Genomic DNA, 16,441 nt, shown 5'->3' with positions numbered 1-16,441 from the left:
TACCTCTTCGTGGTTATTGAATTTTAGCATGATGTTCTGGTTTCGGATGAAAGCACAGTGCGGTTCGTCGGGTTCCCGACGGAGTGAAAATGCCAGCAGTTGAGGCGCATTCTCTTTTTTTTTAGCGATTGCGCGTGTGCCGCAACGGTGGAATCATCATAATTGTAGATGAACCAGTCATCGCTGGTCTGGTTTTCAGTAATACGAAATTTCGATGCCGCATACTTCGAAAAATCATTCTGGTATCGATCCAAATGATCCGGTGTTATGTTCAATAACAAACTGATATGTGCCTTAAATGTCTCAATATGGTCAAGTTGAAAACTGCTTACTTCCAAAAGGCCATCACAGTCAGAGCTAGACTCGTGTACGTTATCCGAAAATGCTGAGCCAATATTACCGGCTGTAAAATGATTGCGCTCGGCTATTGTCCATGTGTGATCAAGCCAGTTAGCCACCGTTGTTTTGCCGTTACTGCCTGTGACAGCTACAAGGGGACTGTTGTTAAACCTGCTTGCGATTTCAATTTCCGAAAATATGTCTTTGTCTGCTTTTCGGTACTGTTGTACCAGCGGCGCATCTGATGGCACACCGGGACTTAACACTAAAAAGTCTCCATTATGGGCCTGGCGGGTATGGCCATTTTCTTCAAATGGAATTTCCTGATTGTTAAGCTTGGCTTTTGTCTGCTCAGAAATAGTGCTGTGATCCGTTACAAACACAGTTGCTCCTTTGCTATTGAGTAGCAATGCTACAGCCAAGCCGCTGCGGGCAGCTCCTACAACAACGATATGTTTATTTGTGATATCTCTCATCGCAGCTTTAGTGTTAGCAGACTTAGAATTCCCAAGAGAAGCGCAATAATCCAAAAGCGTACTACAATTTTAGATTCCGGCAGTCCTTTTTTCTCAAAGTGATGGTGGATGGGGGTCATCAAAAAAACACGTTTCCCCTCACCGTATTTGCGCTTTGTAAATTTGAAATAGGTCGTCTGGATAATGACAGAAATTGTTTCTATAAAAAAGATGCCGCAGATAATGGGCAACAGTAATTCTTTATGGAGCATGAGTGCAAGAGCGCCGAAGGAACCACCTAGTGCCAGCGATCCGGTATCTCCCATAAAGACTGATGCGGGATGCGTATTATACCAGAGAAAACCCATACAGGCTCCCACAAGAGAGGCACAAAAAATAGTCAACTCTCCAGAGCCCGGCAGGTAAATAATGTCAAGAAAATCAGAAAAATCAGTACGTCCCGATACATAAGCAAAAATACCCAGGATGAGACCCGCAATAGCGGAGGTACCGGCGGCAAGGCCGTCGAGACCGTCCGTTAAATTCGTGGCGTTACTTACTGCTGTGATCACAAAAATAACCATGGGGATGTAGATGACCCATCCCAGCGCTTCCCCTAAAAAGGCGTAGTCAATATTTACGCTTTTCAGGAAGGGGACTGTAGTAAGTGTATTGAAGTCCTGGAATTCGGGCCAGAAGTAAAGAGTTAGGCCCACCATTAATCCCACACTAATTTGCCCAATAATTTTAAACGTTCCACTTAGTCCCGATTTATCCTGTTTTACAACTTTAATGTAATCATCTACAAAACCCACAATGCCCAGCAGTAAAGTGACAAGTATGATCATCCAGGTGTAAATACTGTCCATCTTCATCCACAAGAGTGCAGGGATGAGTACTGCCAATAGTATAATAATACCGCCCATGGTTGGGGTATGTGCTTTACCGAGATGGTTGTCGAGGCCGATATCGTCTCGAATAACTTCGCGAAGCTGCATTTTTTCGAGCCATTTAATAATGCGCTGTCCAATCATCACGCTGATGAACAGTGCCATAGCTGCAGCAACCGCTGCGCGGGTAGTGATAAATTCGAAAGCACCAAAACCGGCAGGTTGAAAATTAACTTCAAACCAATGTAGAAGTTCGTAAAGCATTATTCCCCCTTGTTTTTAGCGTTCGAATTTCGCTTGGCTAATGCTTCACGAGCTACTTCTCGGTCATCAAAATCCAGCTTTTTGCCTTCAATTTCCTGGTAGGTTTCATGTCCCTTGCCGGCAATAAGGATCATTGTTTCAGCGTCGGCATCTAAAATGCTTTGTGTAATAGCTTCTTTACGATCCACAATCTGATCAACAGTCTCAGGATGTTCAAAGCCGCTCATAATTTCGGCAATGATCCGCTCGGGTTTTTCATCACGCGGATTGTCTGAGGTCACAATTACCTTATCGGCATACCGGTTAGCGATCTTTGCCATCTGTGGACGCTTGGCTTTGTCCCGATTGCCGCCGCAACCGAATACGATATGGAGTTTCTTATTGTCTTGTTTAAGGTTGGCAAGGGTGCTTGCTACATTTTTTAGTGCATCGGGTGTATGAGCATAATCTACTAGCACTACGGGATTTTCGTCCGATTTGGAATCGGCAATACGTTCCAGCCGTCCGGCAGCACCGTGCAGTTCTTCAAGTGCATCTGCTACTGTTTCTTTTTCGTAACCAAGTGCATGGCAGATCAAAAATGCTTCGGTCAGATTATATGCATTAAAAGCACCTACCAGCGGACTCTCAATCATGGTTTGGGCAATGCGAATAACCAGTCCGTTAATAGTATTTGAAAGTACCTGGCATTCTATTTCCAGTGCTTTTTGGAAGCTAAAGTCAATAATATTGGCTGCACAATCTTTGCTGATAAAGGCTGCTTGCTCATCATCGGCATTGATAATTGCATAGGCATTCTCACTGAGACCATCGAATAGTTTTTTCTTGGCATGGGCATAGGCCTCCATATCCGGATGATAATCAAGATGATCGTGGCTTAAATTCGTGAATGCTGCCACATCAAAATTAATACCGTTAATTCGTTGTTGATCTAATGCATGTGATGATACTTCCATCACCAAGTGATCGGAGCCGGCTTTTACCATTTTTGACATGTCTTTGGCCAGCTCAATAGGATCAGCGGTAGTGAGTTCGCTTTCTGTCGTTTGGCCGGCAATGGATTTAGTAACGGTACCTAACAGAGAAGGAGAAGTCCCCATCTTTTGCAGTGTCTGATAGACAAGTGTAGCTACTGTTGTTTTTCCGTTAGTGCCCGTAATTCCGATGATGTTTAATTTATCAGCAGGGTTATCTTTAAATGCCTGGGCTAAGGGACCAATTAGCGATCGGGTATCCTCAACAACTAGTGTGCAAACATCCTTTTCTGTATCAGGTGATTGCTCACAAATGATAACTGATGCACCTGCATCGATGGCGTCATTGATATAGTCGTGACCATCGGTCTCAACTCCTCTGCGTGCAATAAAGACCGATCCCTGTTCAACGGTTCGGGAATCCTGTGTTAACGTACCGATAGTACTTGGCTCCGGACCGGAGACCTCAACAGGATCGCAAAGTGATATAAGTGTTTGGTATGTCACTTGGTATTCTCGCTAATTAGGGATTGCATCGCTTTTGCTTTGCCGTGAACAGTGATTGTGCGCCCCTGCTTCATCAAATCACCTGCACGAGGGGCCTGTCGATAAATAGTACCTGAACCGACCATTTTGGTTTCAAATCCTCGTTGGTTGATTAGGGTTGTTGCCTTACGCATGCTCATTCCACCAACATTGGGGATGAGCGCGTACCCTTCGGGAATTTCTGTAGTATCTGTCGCTGAGGTATGCGAAAGATTGAGCGTAACTTCGTCACCGGATGAAAGTTCAGCTCCCGGTTTAGGCGTTTGTGATGCTACCCAACGGCCACTGCCCGCTGTTTTATAAGTGATATGTAGCTGGTCCAACAGGGTGACAGCTTCTTTCTTGGACAACTGTTCTACATCAGGCGCAGAGGCCCAGTTTTCATTTGCTGTTTCGTGCTTAATAATTTGTTTTTCAATCTCATTGTCGAGCCCGGCGATGCGTTTAGCAGTCTCCCGGAAAATGGGTCCTGCAGTAACACCACCGTATGGGGGATAGATATCAGGACTATCCAGCAATATCAGGCACACATATTTTGGATTTTGAGCCGGAAAAAAGCCCACGAAAGAAGAACGATATTTGTTGCGATATTCGCCTTCGATAAACTTTTGAGCCGTTCCCGTTTTACCGGCAATGGGCAGTCCGTTAACCTGGGCATATTTAGCCGTGCCCGAATCCGATACCACATCCCGAAATACTGGGTACAGTTGCTTGATGGTTGAGGACTCCGCAATTTGCCGAACTTTTACGTTTTGTTGTTCCCATACGGTTTCGCCCTTGCCATCCATAATTTTTTTAACCACATAAGGACGCATCATTTTGCCTCCGTTGGCAAATGCGGCATATGCCTGGGCCAACTGTATGGGAGTTACTTGTACCTCATAGCCGATCGACTTCCATGGTAGGCTCACTTTGCTCCATTCGTAGGGTTTGGTAAGACGGCCAGCTTCTTCGTTGGGCAGATCAATATTTGTGGGAGTGCCAAATCCCAGATTGCGCGCGTATTGATAGAAAGTATCCTTAGAAAGCCGCATTGCAATTTTTGACGTTGCAATATTAGAGGATTTTTCAATTACTTCGGGGAAAGTGAGCGTCCCCAGGGGCGTATGGTCGCGCATCCACTGCCCGTGGATTTTGATGGTACCGTCGTCGGGGGTATCAAAGGTTTCATCAAATTGAACCTTTTGCTGTTCAACCGCGGCAATAGCGGTAACCAGCTTGAAAGTGGAGCCGGGTTCGATCATATCCGAAATCGCAAAATTCCTGCGGTTTTTGCCATTTAAGGAGGCAGGATTGTTGGGGTTGAATGTGGGATAATTTGCCATCGCCTTGATGGCACCTGTTCTGGGATCCATGACAATAGCAGAACCGTAGGACGATTTCGTTCGGTCTATCCCGGCTTTAAGTTCTTCCTGTACGATAGCTTGAATGTGCGAATCAATAGTTGTGTGTAGTGATTTTCCTTGCTTGGGCTGTTTGCGCGGTGCCCCGATATACGAATAGATATTGCCGCTACGGTCACGGCGGACTTGCTGTACACCGTCTTCACCGTTCAGCTGGCCGTTGTATATTTTTTCGAGGCCCGTCATGCCTTTCATTTGATGATTCACAAAGCCAAGGGTATGAGCGGCAAGCGATCCAAAATTATAACGTCGTTCATATTGTTCTTTTGTAAGTACTCCACGATTGTCAAGCTGTTGTAATCCCCGATATGCTTCGGCACTCACATTATTATCCAAAACCACGTAGCGGGATCGATCGGGAGCTCGTTTGATCTTTTGTAGATAGTGGCCTGCTGTTTTTGAACTGAATTTGGCCAGTGTATCACAGACCTGCCGCATAGTATTTTGAGTTAGCTCTTGTATTTTTGGGTCTACGGCTACTTTATAAGCTACAGAATTTGTAGCCAGCAGGCTGCCATTTTCATCATAAATGTTGCCACGTTGGGCGGGAATAGAGATATAGTCGATAGCCTGTTCGCTCCAGAGATTGCGCAGTTCTGGCCCTTCCACAAAGTTGATGCGGAAAAGCTGTACGCCAATAGCACAGGGGACCAGCAATACGAGCCCAAAGACTACAAATAAGCGGTTTAATATGTTAGAACGATCGTTGTTCAACTATTTTTCCACCGTTATTATTTTTTCTGCAGGTCCGCCGTTTATAAAGCCTGCCTGCTTAGCATTATCATAAATTTCTGAAGGACCGATCATTCGGTCATATGTCAGCCGGTAATTGTCGTGCATCCGTTTAACCTGGTTGTATTCGCGTTCCAGCTGTTGTACCTCTTGCAGTAGTTGTTGGGTAGCAAAAACATGATTCAGATAAAGCATGCCCAGCATTCCCAGCACTAGGGTTCCCACTATAACCTTCCAGGGCTTAAATGTTGGAAGCGATAATCCGTTTGAGGGTTTCTTTTTTTTCTGCTTTTTTTGTTTTCGCTTACCATAATTTTTGTTTTCAGTACGCTCTTCTTGCTTTGCCTGTCGAATGGCATTTAAAGCATTGTCGTCCCTGCTCTTGCGCCGTTTGTCTTTGGCAACATTTTCTTTTTCCATTGGAGATTGAATATGCATATCTATCCCTCCGACTGGTCAATTTTTTCAGCTACACGCATTTTGGCGCTGCGAGCTGCCGAGTTTTTTTCAATTTCTTCTTCCGAAGGTCGTATAATACCGCCACTTATTTCTTCAATAGGCGTTTGCGGATGTCCGTAAAAATCTTTCTCAATCTTCCCCTCGTGATTTCCGGCTTTAAAAAACTTTTTCACAATGCGATCTTCCAACGAATGGTAGCTAATAGCTGCTATGCGTCCACCGATCTTTATCATATCTAATGACTGCTCAAGCACTTGTCGAAGCATATCCAGCTCGCGGTTTACCTCAATACGGATTCCCTGAAAGACACGTGCCACACTTTTTATTTGATGCTGCCCATATACTACAGCTTCTACGGCATCGCGCAGTTCGGTGGTTGTTTCAACAGGGCGCCGATCAATAATTTCACGAGCAATTTTTCGACTGTGACGTTCTTCACCGTAGTGATATATGATATCACGCAGATCCTCATACGAATACTCATTAACTACCTGGTGAGCTGTAACACCGCGAAGATTGCTCATACGCATATCCAGTGGACCTTCTTCCTGGAAAGTAAAGCCGCGTTCAGCTTCTTTTATCTGATGGGTAGAGAGGCCAAGGTCAAGAAGGATGCCTGTAATTTTACCATGCAGTTCGGGCGGCAACAAGCGAGACAGATATCCGAAATTGCCTTTAATAGACGAAAAACGAGGATCGTCGATGCGCTCATTGGCTGCTGTTAAGGCTTCATCATCTTGATCAATACCAATAAGCTGAGCGTCGTTATCAAGTTGAGATAATAATGCCAGGCTGTGTCCGCCACCGCCAAGCGTAGCATCAATATAGATACCGCTGGAATCCGTAACTAAATAATCTATGGACTCATCCAGCAGCACCGGTTGATGTTCATAATATGTCTCATTCTTGCTCATTATTGTCATTATCACCCATTACGCGCTCAAAGAGTTCTTGGTACGATTCGAAGTCCAGATCGTCATCGACTTCATTTAGTTTTTCGGGCGACCATATTTCGATGCGTTCGCCGCTGCCAATAAAAATGGCTTTACCGTCGATGCCGGCCCAGTCTGTGAGTTGCGAAGGGAGTGGAATGCGGTTCTGATTGTCGAGGTTGAGATCTTCGGCAAAACGCAGGAAATTACGCTTAACCGTGCGACCTTCTTTTGTAAAGCTGTTGATCTGGGAAAGTTGGTCTTCTACCTTTTGCCATTCATCCTCTGGGTACAGATAAAGGCAGGGTTCGAGACCACGCAAAATAGTAAAGCGTTCTTGCGCCTGGGGATTGAGGGCTTTACGCAGTTTAGCCGGGAAGCTAACGCGTCCTTTATTATCTACACTATGTTTATATTGGCCCTTAAAGCTAGGCATATAATGGCCCCCAGAATTACAGCATATGTTATCGAATTCGACAAGTGGATTGGAACTCCCACATTCTACCACTTCACCCCACAATGTACCCCGAAAGGATGTAATATGTCAAGAAAAGATTTAAAAGTTGTACTGAATTGTATTGTAAAGGTGATGGGTAAAGCCTAAAACTACTATTAGTTCAATTTGAGTGAGTTTTTTAAAGCGATATGATGGAAAAAGAATTTTTTTCTGTAGGATGAAATCGCTGTGGTAGAGAGTGGGAGAAATAGTAAGGATTAATATGAGAATTTCGGGATGCTAGCGAAATTATTTTTTGAAAGATTCATTGCCTTCCCAAAAATTTTGGATTATCCTTACATTCTGTTTCCCATATAAGAGGAATATAATGTTTGGATGGGGTAAGAAGAATATATGGCACGGATTCTATTTTAATCTCTAATGAAGTAAGTATTATGAAAAAACTATTATTAACAGTTGTATTATTGTCAATCACGGTAGTACCTAGTTTTGCTCTTCAACAGAGCCAGGAGCAAGATGTTACTATTGATGATTATGAGCGGGCCGAACAATTTTTAGGAAAAAATACGTCCGCCAAAGTATATAATCGTGTGATGGGGCAAAGCTGGAGTTCGGGAGACATTTTAATATATAACACGCGCACGCCCGAGGGAAAAATATATTATAAAGTTAATCCACAGACAGGAAAGAAAGAGAAAGCATTTGATCACCAACGTCTGGCTGAAAGCTTGGCTGAGGTAACGTCACAAGAGATAGAGTCCGAAAAGCTACGATTGCGATCGGTGACGCTTACCGATGGCGGAAAGAAATTACGTTATCGATTGTTTGGAAAGCGTTATGAGACCAATTTGTCTGACTATAAAACCAAGAAACTTGCCGAGAAGAAAAAAAGGAATGAAGTTTTATCGCCAGACGGCAAGAAGGCCGCATATATTAAAGATCACAACCTTTGGGTACGCAATACTGAAACGGGAGAGCATACCCAGTTGACCACCAAAGGAGAAGAATATTACGGCTACGCTACAAACAATGCGGGTTGGGTAAAAAATGAGAGCCCAGTGTTGCTTTGGGGACCTAATTCTGAAAAGATTGCTACTTTCCGTCACGATAGCCGCGATGTTGGTGAGATGTATCTTTACAATTCTAAGGTAGGTCACTCTAAGCTGAAAAAGTGGAAGTACCCACTGCCCGGCGATAGTACAGTTTTTAAAATTGAGCGCGTAATTGTTCATCTGGGTGAAAATCCAGAAGTGGTAAAGCTTGATATGGATCCTGACTATCACCGTTCTACTATTTCCGACCATATTGCTTCTTGGGGCGGACGGTTCCTGGATAATGAGTGGATTAATGATGGCAAGCAGCTTGCTTTTGTTTCTTCCTCTCGTAATCACCAGGTTGCGCAACTTCGAGTGGCTGATGCACAGACAGGAAAAGTACGTGATGTACTGCGTGAGGAAGTCGATACCTATTTCGAGTCGGGGTATAGCACAGAGAGTTGGACAGTACTCGATGATACTGATGAGGTGATCTGGTTTTCGGAGCGTGATAATTGGGGGCATCTGTACCTTTATGATCTGAATACTGGGGAGCTGGAGCATCAAATTACGAAAGGTAACTGGCGCGTATTGGATCTGCAGCATATAGATGAAGAAGAACGGACGGTTTATTTTACCGGATCCAACCGTGCGAAAGGGAATCCCTACTATCACTACTTATATAAGATCAACATGGATGGGTCGGATTTGCAAAAATTGACGCCCCAGCAAAAGCATCATCGAATAAACTGGTCAAAGTCGAAAGATTATTTTACGGATAGTTATTCCACACCCGAAAGGCCGCCGGTGACAGTGGTCAGAAACAGGGATGGCGAAAAAGTGATGACGTTGGAGAAGGCAGATATCAGTGAACTTAAAGACAGTGGTTGGGTAGCTCCTGAACAGTTCAAGGTGAAAGCGCGGGACGGAGAAACAGACTTGTATGGCCTGATGTATAAGCCCTCCAATTTTGATTCCGACAAATCATATCCCGTATTGAACTACTTATATCCCGGTCCGCAATCGGGTAGTGTAGGTAGCCGTTCCTTTATGCCGTCTCGGTCTGATAAACAAGCGGTGGCGGAGCTTGGATTTATTGTTGTGGAAGTAGATGCCATGGGTACGCCTGGTCGGTCAAAGTCATTTCATGATGCCTATTATGGCGATATGGGTGATAATGGCCTACCTGATCAGATTGCTACGATCAGGCAGTTGGCAGATCGCCATTCTTGGATGGATACCACCCAGGTGGGAATATGGGGACATTCCGGCGGTGGCTTTGCTTCTACTCGGGCCATTCTCGAATATCCCGACTTCTACAAGGTAGCTGTTTCAGGGGCCGGTAATCACGATAATCGGAATTATGAGGCCGACTGGGGTGAAAAGTGGCATGGGCTGCTCAAAGAGAAAAAAGGTCTTAACAAGAAAGAGTTGGAGCGTTTTGCCCAGGGTGATAATTATGACAAGCAGGCCAATCAGCTGCTGGCCGAAAACCTGGAAGGGGAACTGTTAATTGCCCACGGTCTGATGGATGACAATGTGCCTCCTACGAATACACTCTTGGTAGCCGAGGCGCTTATCCGGGCCAACAAAGATTTTGATATGTTGATGATTCCCAATGTGGGCCATGGTTTTGGATATGCCCGTAACTATTTTATGAATAAGCGCTGGGATTATTTTGTGAAGCACTTAAAAGGCGTTATACCACCTACATATGTGATTGGCAAAAATGATTAGCGAATAATATTGGATACATGACAAAAGAGGACTGGTCGTCAGATCAGTCCTCTTTTTTTGTATAAGAATATTTAGACTTGGCGTTTAGCCGAGATCATCATTAGATGAAGTGGTGAGTTCAAGATCGGAAATCTCTCCTTGTTCTAGGCTGTAGATCCATCCATGTACGTTCAGGTTCTGCCCATTCTCCCATGCGTTTTGCACGATGGGTGTGGTGCTGATGTTTTTCACCTGTTGTGCTACATTAAGTTCGCAAAGTCGGTTGATTTCATCATCCCCAGAAAGCCCTTTCAGTTCTTCGGCATTATCCAATTGCACATCCTTAATTTGGCGCAACCAGTTGTCGATCATTCCGTGTCCTTTATCATCCGTTGCTGCTTTTACGCCGCCGCAACCATAATGTCCACATACCACAATATGATTGACTTCCAGCACTTCTACTGCATATTGCAGGACAGATAAGAAATTTAGGTCAGAATGGACGACCAGGTTAGCAATATTGCGGTGAACAAACAGTTCCCCTGGCGGTAAATCTACAATCTGATTAGCCGGTACACGGCTGTCGGAGCAGCCAATCCATAAAAAGTTAGGTTCTTGTCCCTCTGCAAGGTTAGAAAAGAAGTTAGGCCGTTCCTTTTTAATTTGTTGTGCCCATTTTTTATTACGATCAAAAAGATTATCCGGTGTTTGCACGACTCAGTAATGTGTTTAATTAGTAGTTTAGCCAAGTATAACGCTAGTGTTTAGAAATGGCAATATGGGCAGGATTGATTAATGCGAAAGTTTTTTTGCTGTTTTTAGGATGTCCGCCAGCACACCGGCTGCGGTTACCTCTTTGCCGGCACCGGGACCTTGAATTACCAGTGGGCTTTGATGGTAACGGTGGGTAAAAATTTGAATTAGGTTGTTGGTACCATTAAGCTGACCGATGGGAGAACTTTGGGAAACGGATTCGATGCCAATGCTAATATTCCCATCCTTGAGGCGGCCGGTATAACGGAGTACCTCATTCTTATTTTGAGCTTTGCGGATACGCTCTTCCCATTCACCATCACAGTCGGAAAGTTTTTCTAGAAAGGTGTTTTTATCAACATTGGTTAGTTCGTTCGGAATTAGTGATTCCACTGTCAGCTGATTTCTATCTATTTTTAATCCCAGCGTGCGGGCCAGCGTCAGAAATTTGCGGGCCACATCTTCGCCCGATAAATCATCACGGGGATCCGGTTCAGCATAGCCCTTTTTACGTGCATCGGCTACGGCATCACTGAAGGGAACACCTTGCTCGAGCTGGTTGAACAAGTAGGTCATGGTACCTGAAACTACTCCCGAAATTTCGGTAATGGTGTCGCCGGATGCTTGTAAATCTTTAACAGTAGAAATAACCGGCAGGCCAGCGCCCACGGTTGTCTCATAGCGAAAAGAGGTATTCTGCGATTCAGTCAGCGACTGCAGTTTATCAAAGAAGGATTGTTCAAAAGTATTAGCAAGCTTACTGGGGGTAACAATGTGGGCACCGCTTTCCATTAGTTGAGGGTATAACCGAGCTACTTCTTCACTGCCGGTGGCATCTACAAAAATGACGTTATGTAAATGGGGTTGCGTCAGTTTTTCGGTTAGTTGATCCCAGTTGGTAGGCTGGCCTTGGGACCAGCTGATAGTTTTGTCCAAATCGATACCCTGATCATCCCAAAGTGCTTTGCGACTGTTACAAGTACCGAGTAGCCGAAAGGTGATGCCTTCGGGTTCTAAATTCTTGAGTTGCTTAAGTAACGTTTGTCCCACAGCCCCGGTGCCTGCTACAAAAAGATCAATGACGGTTTGGTCATCTTGTAGATAGTCATTTAACAATCGGGCTGCACGTTGGGCATCCTCTTTGTTAAAGAGAAACGAAATAAATCGTTCATCGCGATTGCGAGAACTGGTGACAGGTTGAAGTTTGTTTGCATCCAGTATGTTCCAGATTCGTTTAGTGAGCGATTTATCATCAGTAAAATAGTTACTGAACTTTTTGACTTCATATAGTTCAGATTGCAGATCGAGTATAATTCCGCGGTCCGAAGCCCAGTTGGCCAGTTTGTCAGAGAATCGTTCAAAAAATGATTGCTCTAATAGAAAACGGGCCGGTTCAAATTCAGAGGTTCGCTGTATACTGGCGGGTAACGAATCACCGGTTGACCATTGCTTAAGGTTAGAAAGTAGGTCCAAGCTGTGTTGTTCATCAATTTGTAATCGTACAAAAGGACCGGTAAGGGTGATGGTTTTCAGCGATCCGTTCGAGTTAAAATCGGGCGTAATAGCAGTGCCCGGATGCGTTGGATTGTAGCTGTTCTTCACCCGTACTGATATATTCTGATGGCGAATAGGCTGAATAGTTTGATGATGAATTACTTCGGCGCCGTGAGCCGAAAGTTCGGCAATATCGGCAAAGTTGAGTTCATCAATTGATTGAGCTGTCGGAACCCACTTGGGATCGGCAGAAAGTACACCGTTAACATCCGTCCATATTTCGAGATGCTCGGCTTCGAGAGCGTTGGCTACAAGTCCGGCAGTATAATCCGAACCTGACCGACCCAGAGTGGTGATGCGTTGCTGTTCATCAGATCCGATGAAACCGGTAATTACGGGAATAATTTGAGGATGCTGAAGAAGATACTGACGGATGAGTTTTCGTGAGGCATCCAGTTTAACATTCGCTTCGCCGAATGTGGAATCTGTCTTAATAAACTGATGAGCTTCAAAAGCCTGCCCGGATATGCCTTGTTGAGAAAGTGCGGAGGCAAAAATAAGTGCCGAGGCTCGTTCACCGATGGAAAGAATATGGTCTTTTCGGGCCTTCATAGGTACAGACTGAATGCCCACGCCGTCTAAAATATCATGTAATTCGTCGAAGAGAGCAGTCAGTTTCTCTCGATTTTGGTGGTCGCTGTCTGCAAGCTGGTCAAAAATACCGAGATGTTTTTTGCGCAGTTCATTGATTTTCTTTTCTGTAGTATCGGTATTTGTTTCAATTTGGTCGGCTAGAGAAATAAGTGTGTCAGTTACACCGCCAAGAGCTGAAACTACTACAAAGGGTTGAGCAGTCTGCAGACGATCAGTGACAATCTTCGCTGACTGTTTAATAAATTTTTGATCTTGCAGCGATGTGCCGCCAAATTTAAGAATATGTTTAGAATCAGAAGACATTATAAGTAGTTAACAGTTTGGGTTGGAGTTTCGATTAAAAATGGATTGATAATGTTGTTGAGCTGTTCAAATTCAATCAGAAATGCATCATGACCGTGCGGAGATTTGAGCCTGCGATAGCGAGAATTATCCAAAAGTCGTACCAGTTCGTACTGTTCTTCTACGGGATATAGATTGTCGGAGTCGATACCAATGACCATAACGGGAATTTGAATGTCGCCCAATACTTTTTCATATGATTCGCGGTTATAGCCTACATCGTGACTGTCCATTGCCTGTGTAAGCCGTACGTAAGAGACGGCATCAAATCGGTTTACCAGTTTGTGTCCCTGATAACCCAAGTACGATTCTACCTCAAAATGATTGGTGTCGTCTTGCAACGTCCGCCCAAACTTATGCTGGTAGTCGGCGTCGCTGCGGTAGCTGATCATCGCAATCATACGTGCAAGTGCCAGCCCCTCTTTGGGCGGTTGGTCTTTAGAATAATAGCCGTCGTTCCAGTGAGGGTCGTTATAGATAGCCTGCCGCTGTGTATGGCTTATACCGATGGCCCAGGGACGGTGTACTTTGCCCATCCCGATAAGCACGGCCGATTGCGGACGTTCATCGATGATACACCATTCCAGTGCCTGCATGCCTCCCATAGAACCACCGATCACCATTTCGATACTGTTGATCTGCAGCTCATCAAACAAACGTTGTTGCAGGCGTACCATATCTCGAATGGTAATCTCAGGAAAGTCAGCGCGGTAAGGTTTTCCGGTATTGGGATTGGTGCTAGCTGGGCCGGTGGTGCCATAGCAGCTCCCCAGCACATTAGGACAGATGATAAACTGCTCCTCGGAATCCAGTGGGTTGCCGGGACCAAAGAGTCCGCTGAACCACTCATTGGCAGCAGTATTGCCCGTTAGTGCATGGCACACAAGCACTGCGTTGGTGCGGTCGCTGTTAAGTGTTCCCCAGCTTTGGTATGCCACCGTAGGCCGGGGAATGGTTTTGCCTTTTTCAGTAACAAAAGGCTCGTCAAAAGTTATGGATTGTTGATTGGTCATAATATATGACTTTATCATTTTGATGAGCGTCCATGCTCACCAGGTTTGGTGTGTTATTTTAATTATTTGAAATTGAACCTATTGCAAGTCTAGATCCTTGCAATAGGGAAAAGATGTAACACCGAGTTACTGTCAAATAGCCTCCCAAGAGGGGAGACATAGATTTTTTATTGGGTCAGAATAGATGCTATTCATTGTATTATGCTGATTATTTAATTTTACTAAAGGCAATTTCGAAATCCTCTTTGATATCGTCTATATGTTCAATACCCACTGATACGCGAATAAGGTCAGGTTTTACGCCGCCGGAAGCTTGTTCTTCGTCGGTGAGCTGTTGGTGAGTTGTTGAAGCCGGATGAATGACCAATGTTTTGGCATCACCCACATTTGCCAGATGGCTGGCTACTTCTACATTTTCGATGAAAGTTCGTGCTGATTCGAATCCGCCTTTTACGCCAAAGGTGAGGACCGCTCCGAACTTTCCGGGTTCCAGATATTTTTTGGCGCGTTCATGGTAAGGATGCTCTTCGAGTCCGGTGTAGTTCACCCAGTCCACGATGTCTTGTTTTTTCAGCCATTTTGCCAGTTCTAACGCATTTTCGCAGTGACGCTCGGTACGTAGTGACAGTGTTTCGAGGCCCTGGAGGAACAGAAAGCTGTTAAAGGGCGATTGTGCTGACCCGAAATCACGGAGTGCTTCTACTCGTGCACGGATGGCGAAAGCAATATTTCCAAACGGGCTGTCAGCGCCAAAAGTCTCCCAAAAATTAAGTCCGTGATAGGCCGGTGAGGGTTCGGTAAAGACCGGAAAATTACCATTGTCCCAGTTAAAGTTTCCAGCGTCAACGATGACTCCACCGATGCTCGTACCATGACCGCCGATCCATTTGGTGGCTGATTCGGTAACGATATTAGCGCCGTGTTTAATGGGTTGTGCAATAGCGCCGGCTGCGCCAAAAGTGTTATCTACGATCAGCGGAATACCGTGCTTTTCGGCGATAGCAGACAGTCCCTCAAAATCAGGTACATTGCCACGCGGATTTCCTATGGATTCCACATAGATCGCTTTAGTATTTTCATCGATAGCTGCTTCATAGCTTTCGGGGTTGTCATCTTCCACAAAATTGACGTCGATACCCAGCCGGGGTAATGTTACTTTGAACTGGTTATAGGTGCCGCCGTACAAAAAACTGGTGGAGACAATATTGTCGCCGGCCTGTGCAATGGTAGCAATAGTCAAAAATTGAGCCGATTGTCCTGATGCGGTAGCTACGGCTGCGGCACCGCCTTCGAGTGCTGCAATGCGATTTTCAAACACATCACTGGTGGGATTCATAATTCGAGTATAGATATTACCGAACTCTTTGAGTCCAAATAAATCGGCTGCATGCTCGGTATCATCAAACTCATAGGAGGTAGTCTGATAGATGGGAACGGCACGCGATCCCGTAGTAGGATCTGGTTCTTGCCCAGCGTGTAGCTGGAGCGTTTCAAATTGTAGATTTCGTTCTTCTTCGTTAGTACTCATGGTGTTAGGTATTTTTGGTTGCTGGTTATGTATTTGTAAATAAAAAAGCCTCTCCCGAGATCTCTGCCGGTGGGGAAGAAGATCTCAGAAGAGGCTTGTAAAATATTTTCGCAGTTTATTACGAATAACCTCATTTCTCATCTTTCCCCGGAAACCGGAGCAGGAGGTGGCACCTTTCTTACACACAAATTTTATGTGCAGGATGGTTGCCAAGACGTCTTCGGGCCTGATCCCTCAGTCTTTCTCGATAAGAGTATTCAGTAAATGAAAAGAACAACAGTCAGATACTAAAAAAGCCCTTCGGGATCTGACCGAAGGGCTTGAAAATCTGTTCAAAAAAGTTGAATCAAATCAGTCCTCCGGTTGTAAGTATGGCATTGCCATATGCATACAACAGAGACATATAATATGTTTGGCGATTCGATTCATTGACTTGTGTTTTAAATTCAAATGGAA

General features: G+C 44.8%; 12 protein-coding genes and 1 riboswitch. Of the genes, 1 reads left to right on the top strand and 11 read right to left on the bottom strand.

The annotated features are described in order from the left end of the window. Nucleotides 1-23: 23 nt before the first annotated feature. Genes LX73_RS13080 through mraZ form a run of 7 tightly spaced genes read right to left on the bottom strand, consistent with a single transcriptional unit; the run spans nt 24 to nt 7,430 of the window. Nucleotides 24-815 carry a Mur ligase family protein gene (locus LX73_RS13080; protein ID WP_211359431.1) on the bottom strand — a complete coding sequence of 264 codons (792 nt, stop codon included), beginning with the start codon at nt 813-815 and terminating at the stop codon, nt 24-26. Beyond that, the gene (gene mraY / locus LX73_RS12115; RefSeq protein WP_148899768.1) at nt 812-1,948 is read right to left on the bottom strand and encodes a phospho-N-acetylmuramoyl-pentapeptide-transferase; all 1,137 of its coding nucleotides are present in this window, start codon (nt 1,946-1,948) and stop codon (nt 812-814) included. The genes LX73_RS13080 and mraY overlap by 4 nt, the downstream gene beginning before the upstream one ends. After that, the gene (locus LX73_RS12110; protein WP_148899767.1) at nt 1,948-3,429 is read right to left on the bottom strand and encodes a UDP-N-acetylmuramoyl-L-alanyl-D-glutamate--2,6-diaminopimelate ligase; all 1,482 of its coding nucleotides are present in this window, start codon (nt 3,427-3,429) and stop codon (nt 1,948-1,950) included. Before LX73_RS12110 ends, mraY begins: the two co-directional genes overlap by 1 nt. After that, entirely contained in the window at nt 3,426-5,585 is a 2,160-nt protein-coding gene (locus tag LX73_RS12105; protein ID WP_148899766.1) for a peptidoglycan D,D-transpeptidase FtsI family protein, read from the bottom strand. Before LX73_RS12105 ends, LX73_RS12110 begins: the two co-directional genes overlap by 4 nt. Continuing rightward, nucleotides 5,586-6,023, bottom strand: a complete 438-nt coding sequence (locus tag LX73_RS12100; protein ID WP_170245687.1) for a hypothetical protein — start codon at nt 6,021-6,023, stop codon at nt 5,586-5,588. It abuts the gene before it with no gap. 20 nt (nt 6,024-6,043) lie between these two features. Then, nucleotides 6,044-6,976, bottom strand: a complete 933-nt coding sequence (gene rsmH, locus LX73_RS12095) for a 16S rRNA (cytosine(1402)-N(4))-methyltransferase RsmH (protein ID WP_170245686.1) — start codon at nt 6,974-6,976, stop codon at nt 6,044-6,046. Then, entirely contained in the window at nt 6,963-7,430 is a 468-nt protein-coding gene (mraZ, locus tag LX73_RS12090; protein WP_148899763.1) for a division/cell wall cluster transcriptional repressor MraZ, read from the bottom strand. Before mraZ ends, rsmH begins: the two co-directional genes overlap by 14 nt. 455 nt (nt 7,431-7,885) lie before the next feature. Between mraZ and LX73_RS12085 the strand changes: the two genes are divergently transcribed. Beyond that, a complete protein-coding gene (locus LX73_RS12085) occupies nt 7,886-10,222 on the top strand; it encodes a S9 family peptidase (protein ID WP_148899762.1) in 2,337 nt (778 codons plus the stop codon). Nucleotides 10,223-10,306: 84 nt separating this feature from the next. On the opposite strand, the gene can is transcribed toward LX73_RS12085, so the two are convergent. The 4 genes from can to LX73_RS12065 all read right to left on the bottom strand — a co-directional run bounded on the left by can (nt 10,307) and on the right by LX73_RS12065 (nt 15,985). Further along, complete coding sequence (gene can, locus LX73_RS12080; protein ID WP_148899761.1) at nt 10,307-10,915, bottom strand: carbonate dehydratase; 609 nt, start codon at nt 10,913-10,915, stop codon at nt 10,307-10,309. Nucleotides 10,916-10,993: 78 nt separating this feature from the next. Further along, nucleotides 10,994-13,405, bottom strand: a complete 2,412-nt coding sequence (locus LX73_RS12075; protein ID WP_148899760.1) for an aspartate kinase — start codon at nt 13,403-13,405, stop codon at nt 10,994-10,996. Further along, nucleotides 13,405-14,457, bottom strand: coding sequence for a homoserine O-acetyltransferase MetX (gene metX, locus LX73_RS12070; RefSeq protein WP_211359430.1), 1,053 nt, complete (start codon nt 14,455-14,457; stop codon nt 13,405-13,407). Before metX ends, LX73_RS12075 begins: the two co-directional genes overlap by 1 nt. A gap of 208 nt (nt 14,458-14,665) precedes the next feature. Continuing rightward, on the bottom strand, nt 14,666-15,985 hold the full coding sequence (locus LX73_RS12065) for an O-acetylhomoserine aminocarboxypropyltransferase/cysteine synthase family protein (protein ID WP_148899758.1): 1,320 nt from the start codon (nt 15,983-15,985) through the stop codon (nt 14,666-14,668). A 134-nt stretch (nt 15,986-16,119) separates the two neighbouring features. Continuing rightward, a riboswitch (SAM riboswitch) is annotated at nt 16,120-16,239 on the bottom strand. Nucleotides 16,240-16,441 lie beyond the last annotated feature (202 nt).

Origin of the sequence: Fodinibius salinus (assembly GCF_008124865.1) — a bacterium.
GTDB classification, from domain to species: domain Bacteria; phylum Bacteroidota; class Rhodothermia; order Balneolales; family Balneolaceae; genus Fodinibius; species Fodinibius salinus.
This window is presented reverse-complemented; position numbering and strand designations above follow the sequence as displayed.

Coding starts and splice junctions, on each gene's coding strand:
- metX (WP_211359430.1), bottom strand. CDS start 14,457: ATGACCAATCAACAATCCATAACTTTTGACGAGCCTTTTGTTACTGAA.
- LX73_RS12100 (WP_170245687.1), bottom strand. CDS start 6,023: ATGGAAAAAGAAAATGTTGCCAAAGACAAACGGCGCAAGAGCAGGGAC.
- LX73_RS12085 (WP_148899762.1), top strand. CDS start 7,886: ATGAAAAAACTATTATTAACAGTTGTATTATTGTCAATCACGGTAGTA.
- mraY (WP_148899768.1), bottom strand. CDS start 1,948: ATGCTTTACGAACTTCTACATTGGTTTGAAGTTAATTTTCAACCTGCC.
- LX73_RS13080 (WP_211359431.1), bottom strand. CDS start 815: ATGAGAGATATCACAAATAAACATATCGTTGTTGTAGGAGCTGCCCGC.
- mraZ (WP_148899763.1), bottom strand. CDS start 7,430: ATGCCTAGCTTTAAGGGCCAATATAAACATAGTGTAGATAATAAAGGA.
- LX73_RS12065 (WP_148899758.1), bottom strand. CDS start 15,985: ATGAGTACTAACGAAGAAGAACGAAATCTACAATTTGAAACGCTCCAG.
- rsmH (WP_170245686.1), bottom strand. CDS start 6,976: ATGAGCAAGAATGAGACATATTATGAACATCAACCGGTGCTGCTGGAT.
- LX73_RS12075 (WP_148899760.1), bottom strand. CDS start 13,405: ATGTCTTCTGATTCTAAACATATTCTTAAATTTGGCGGCACATCGCTG.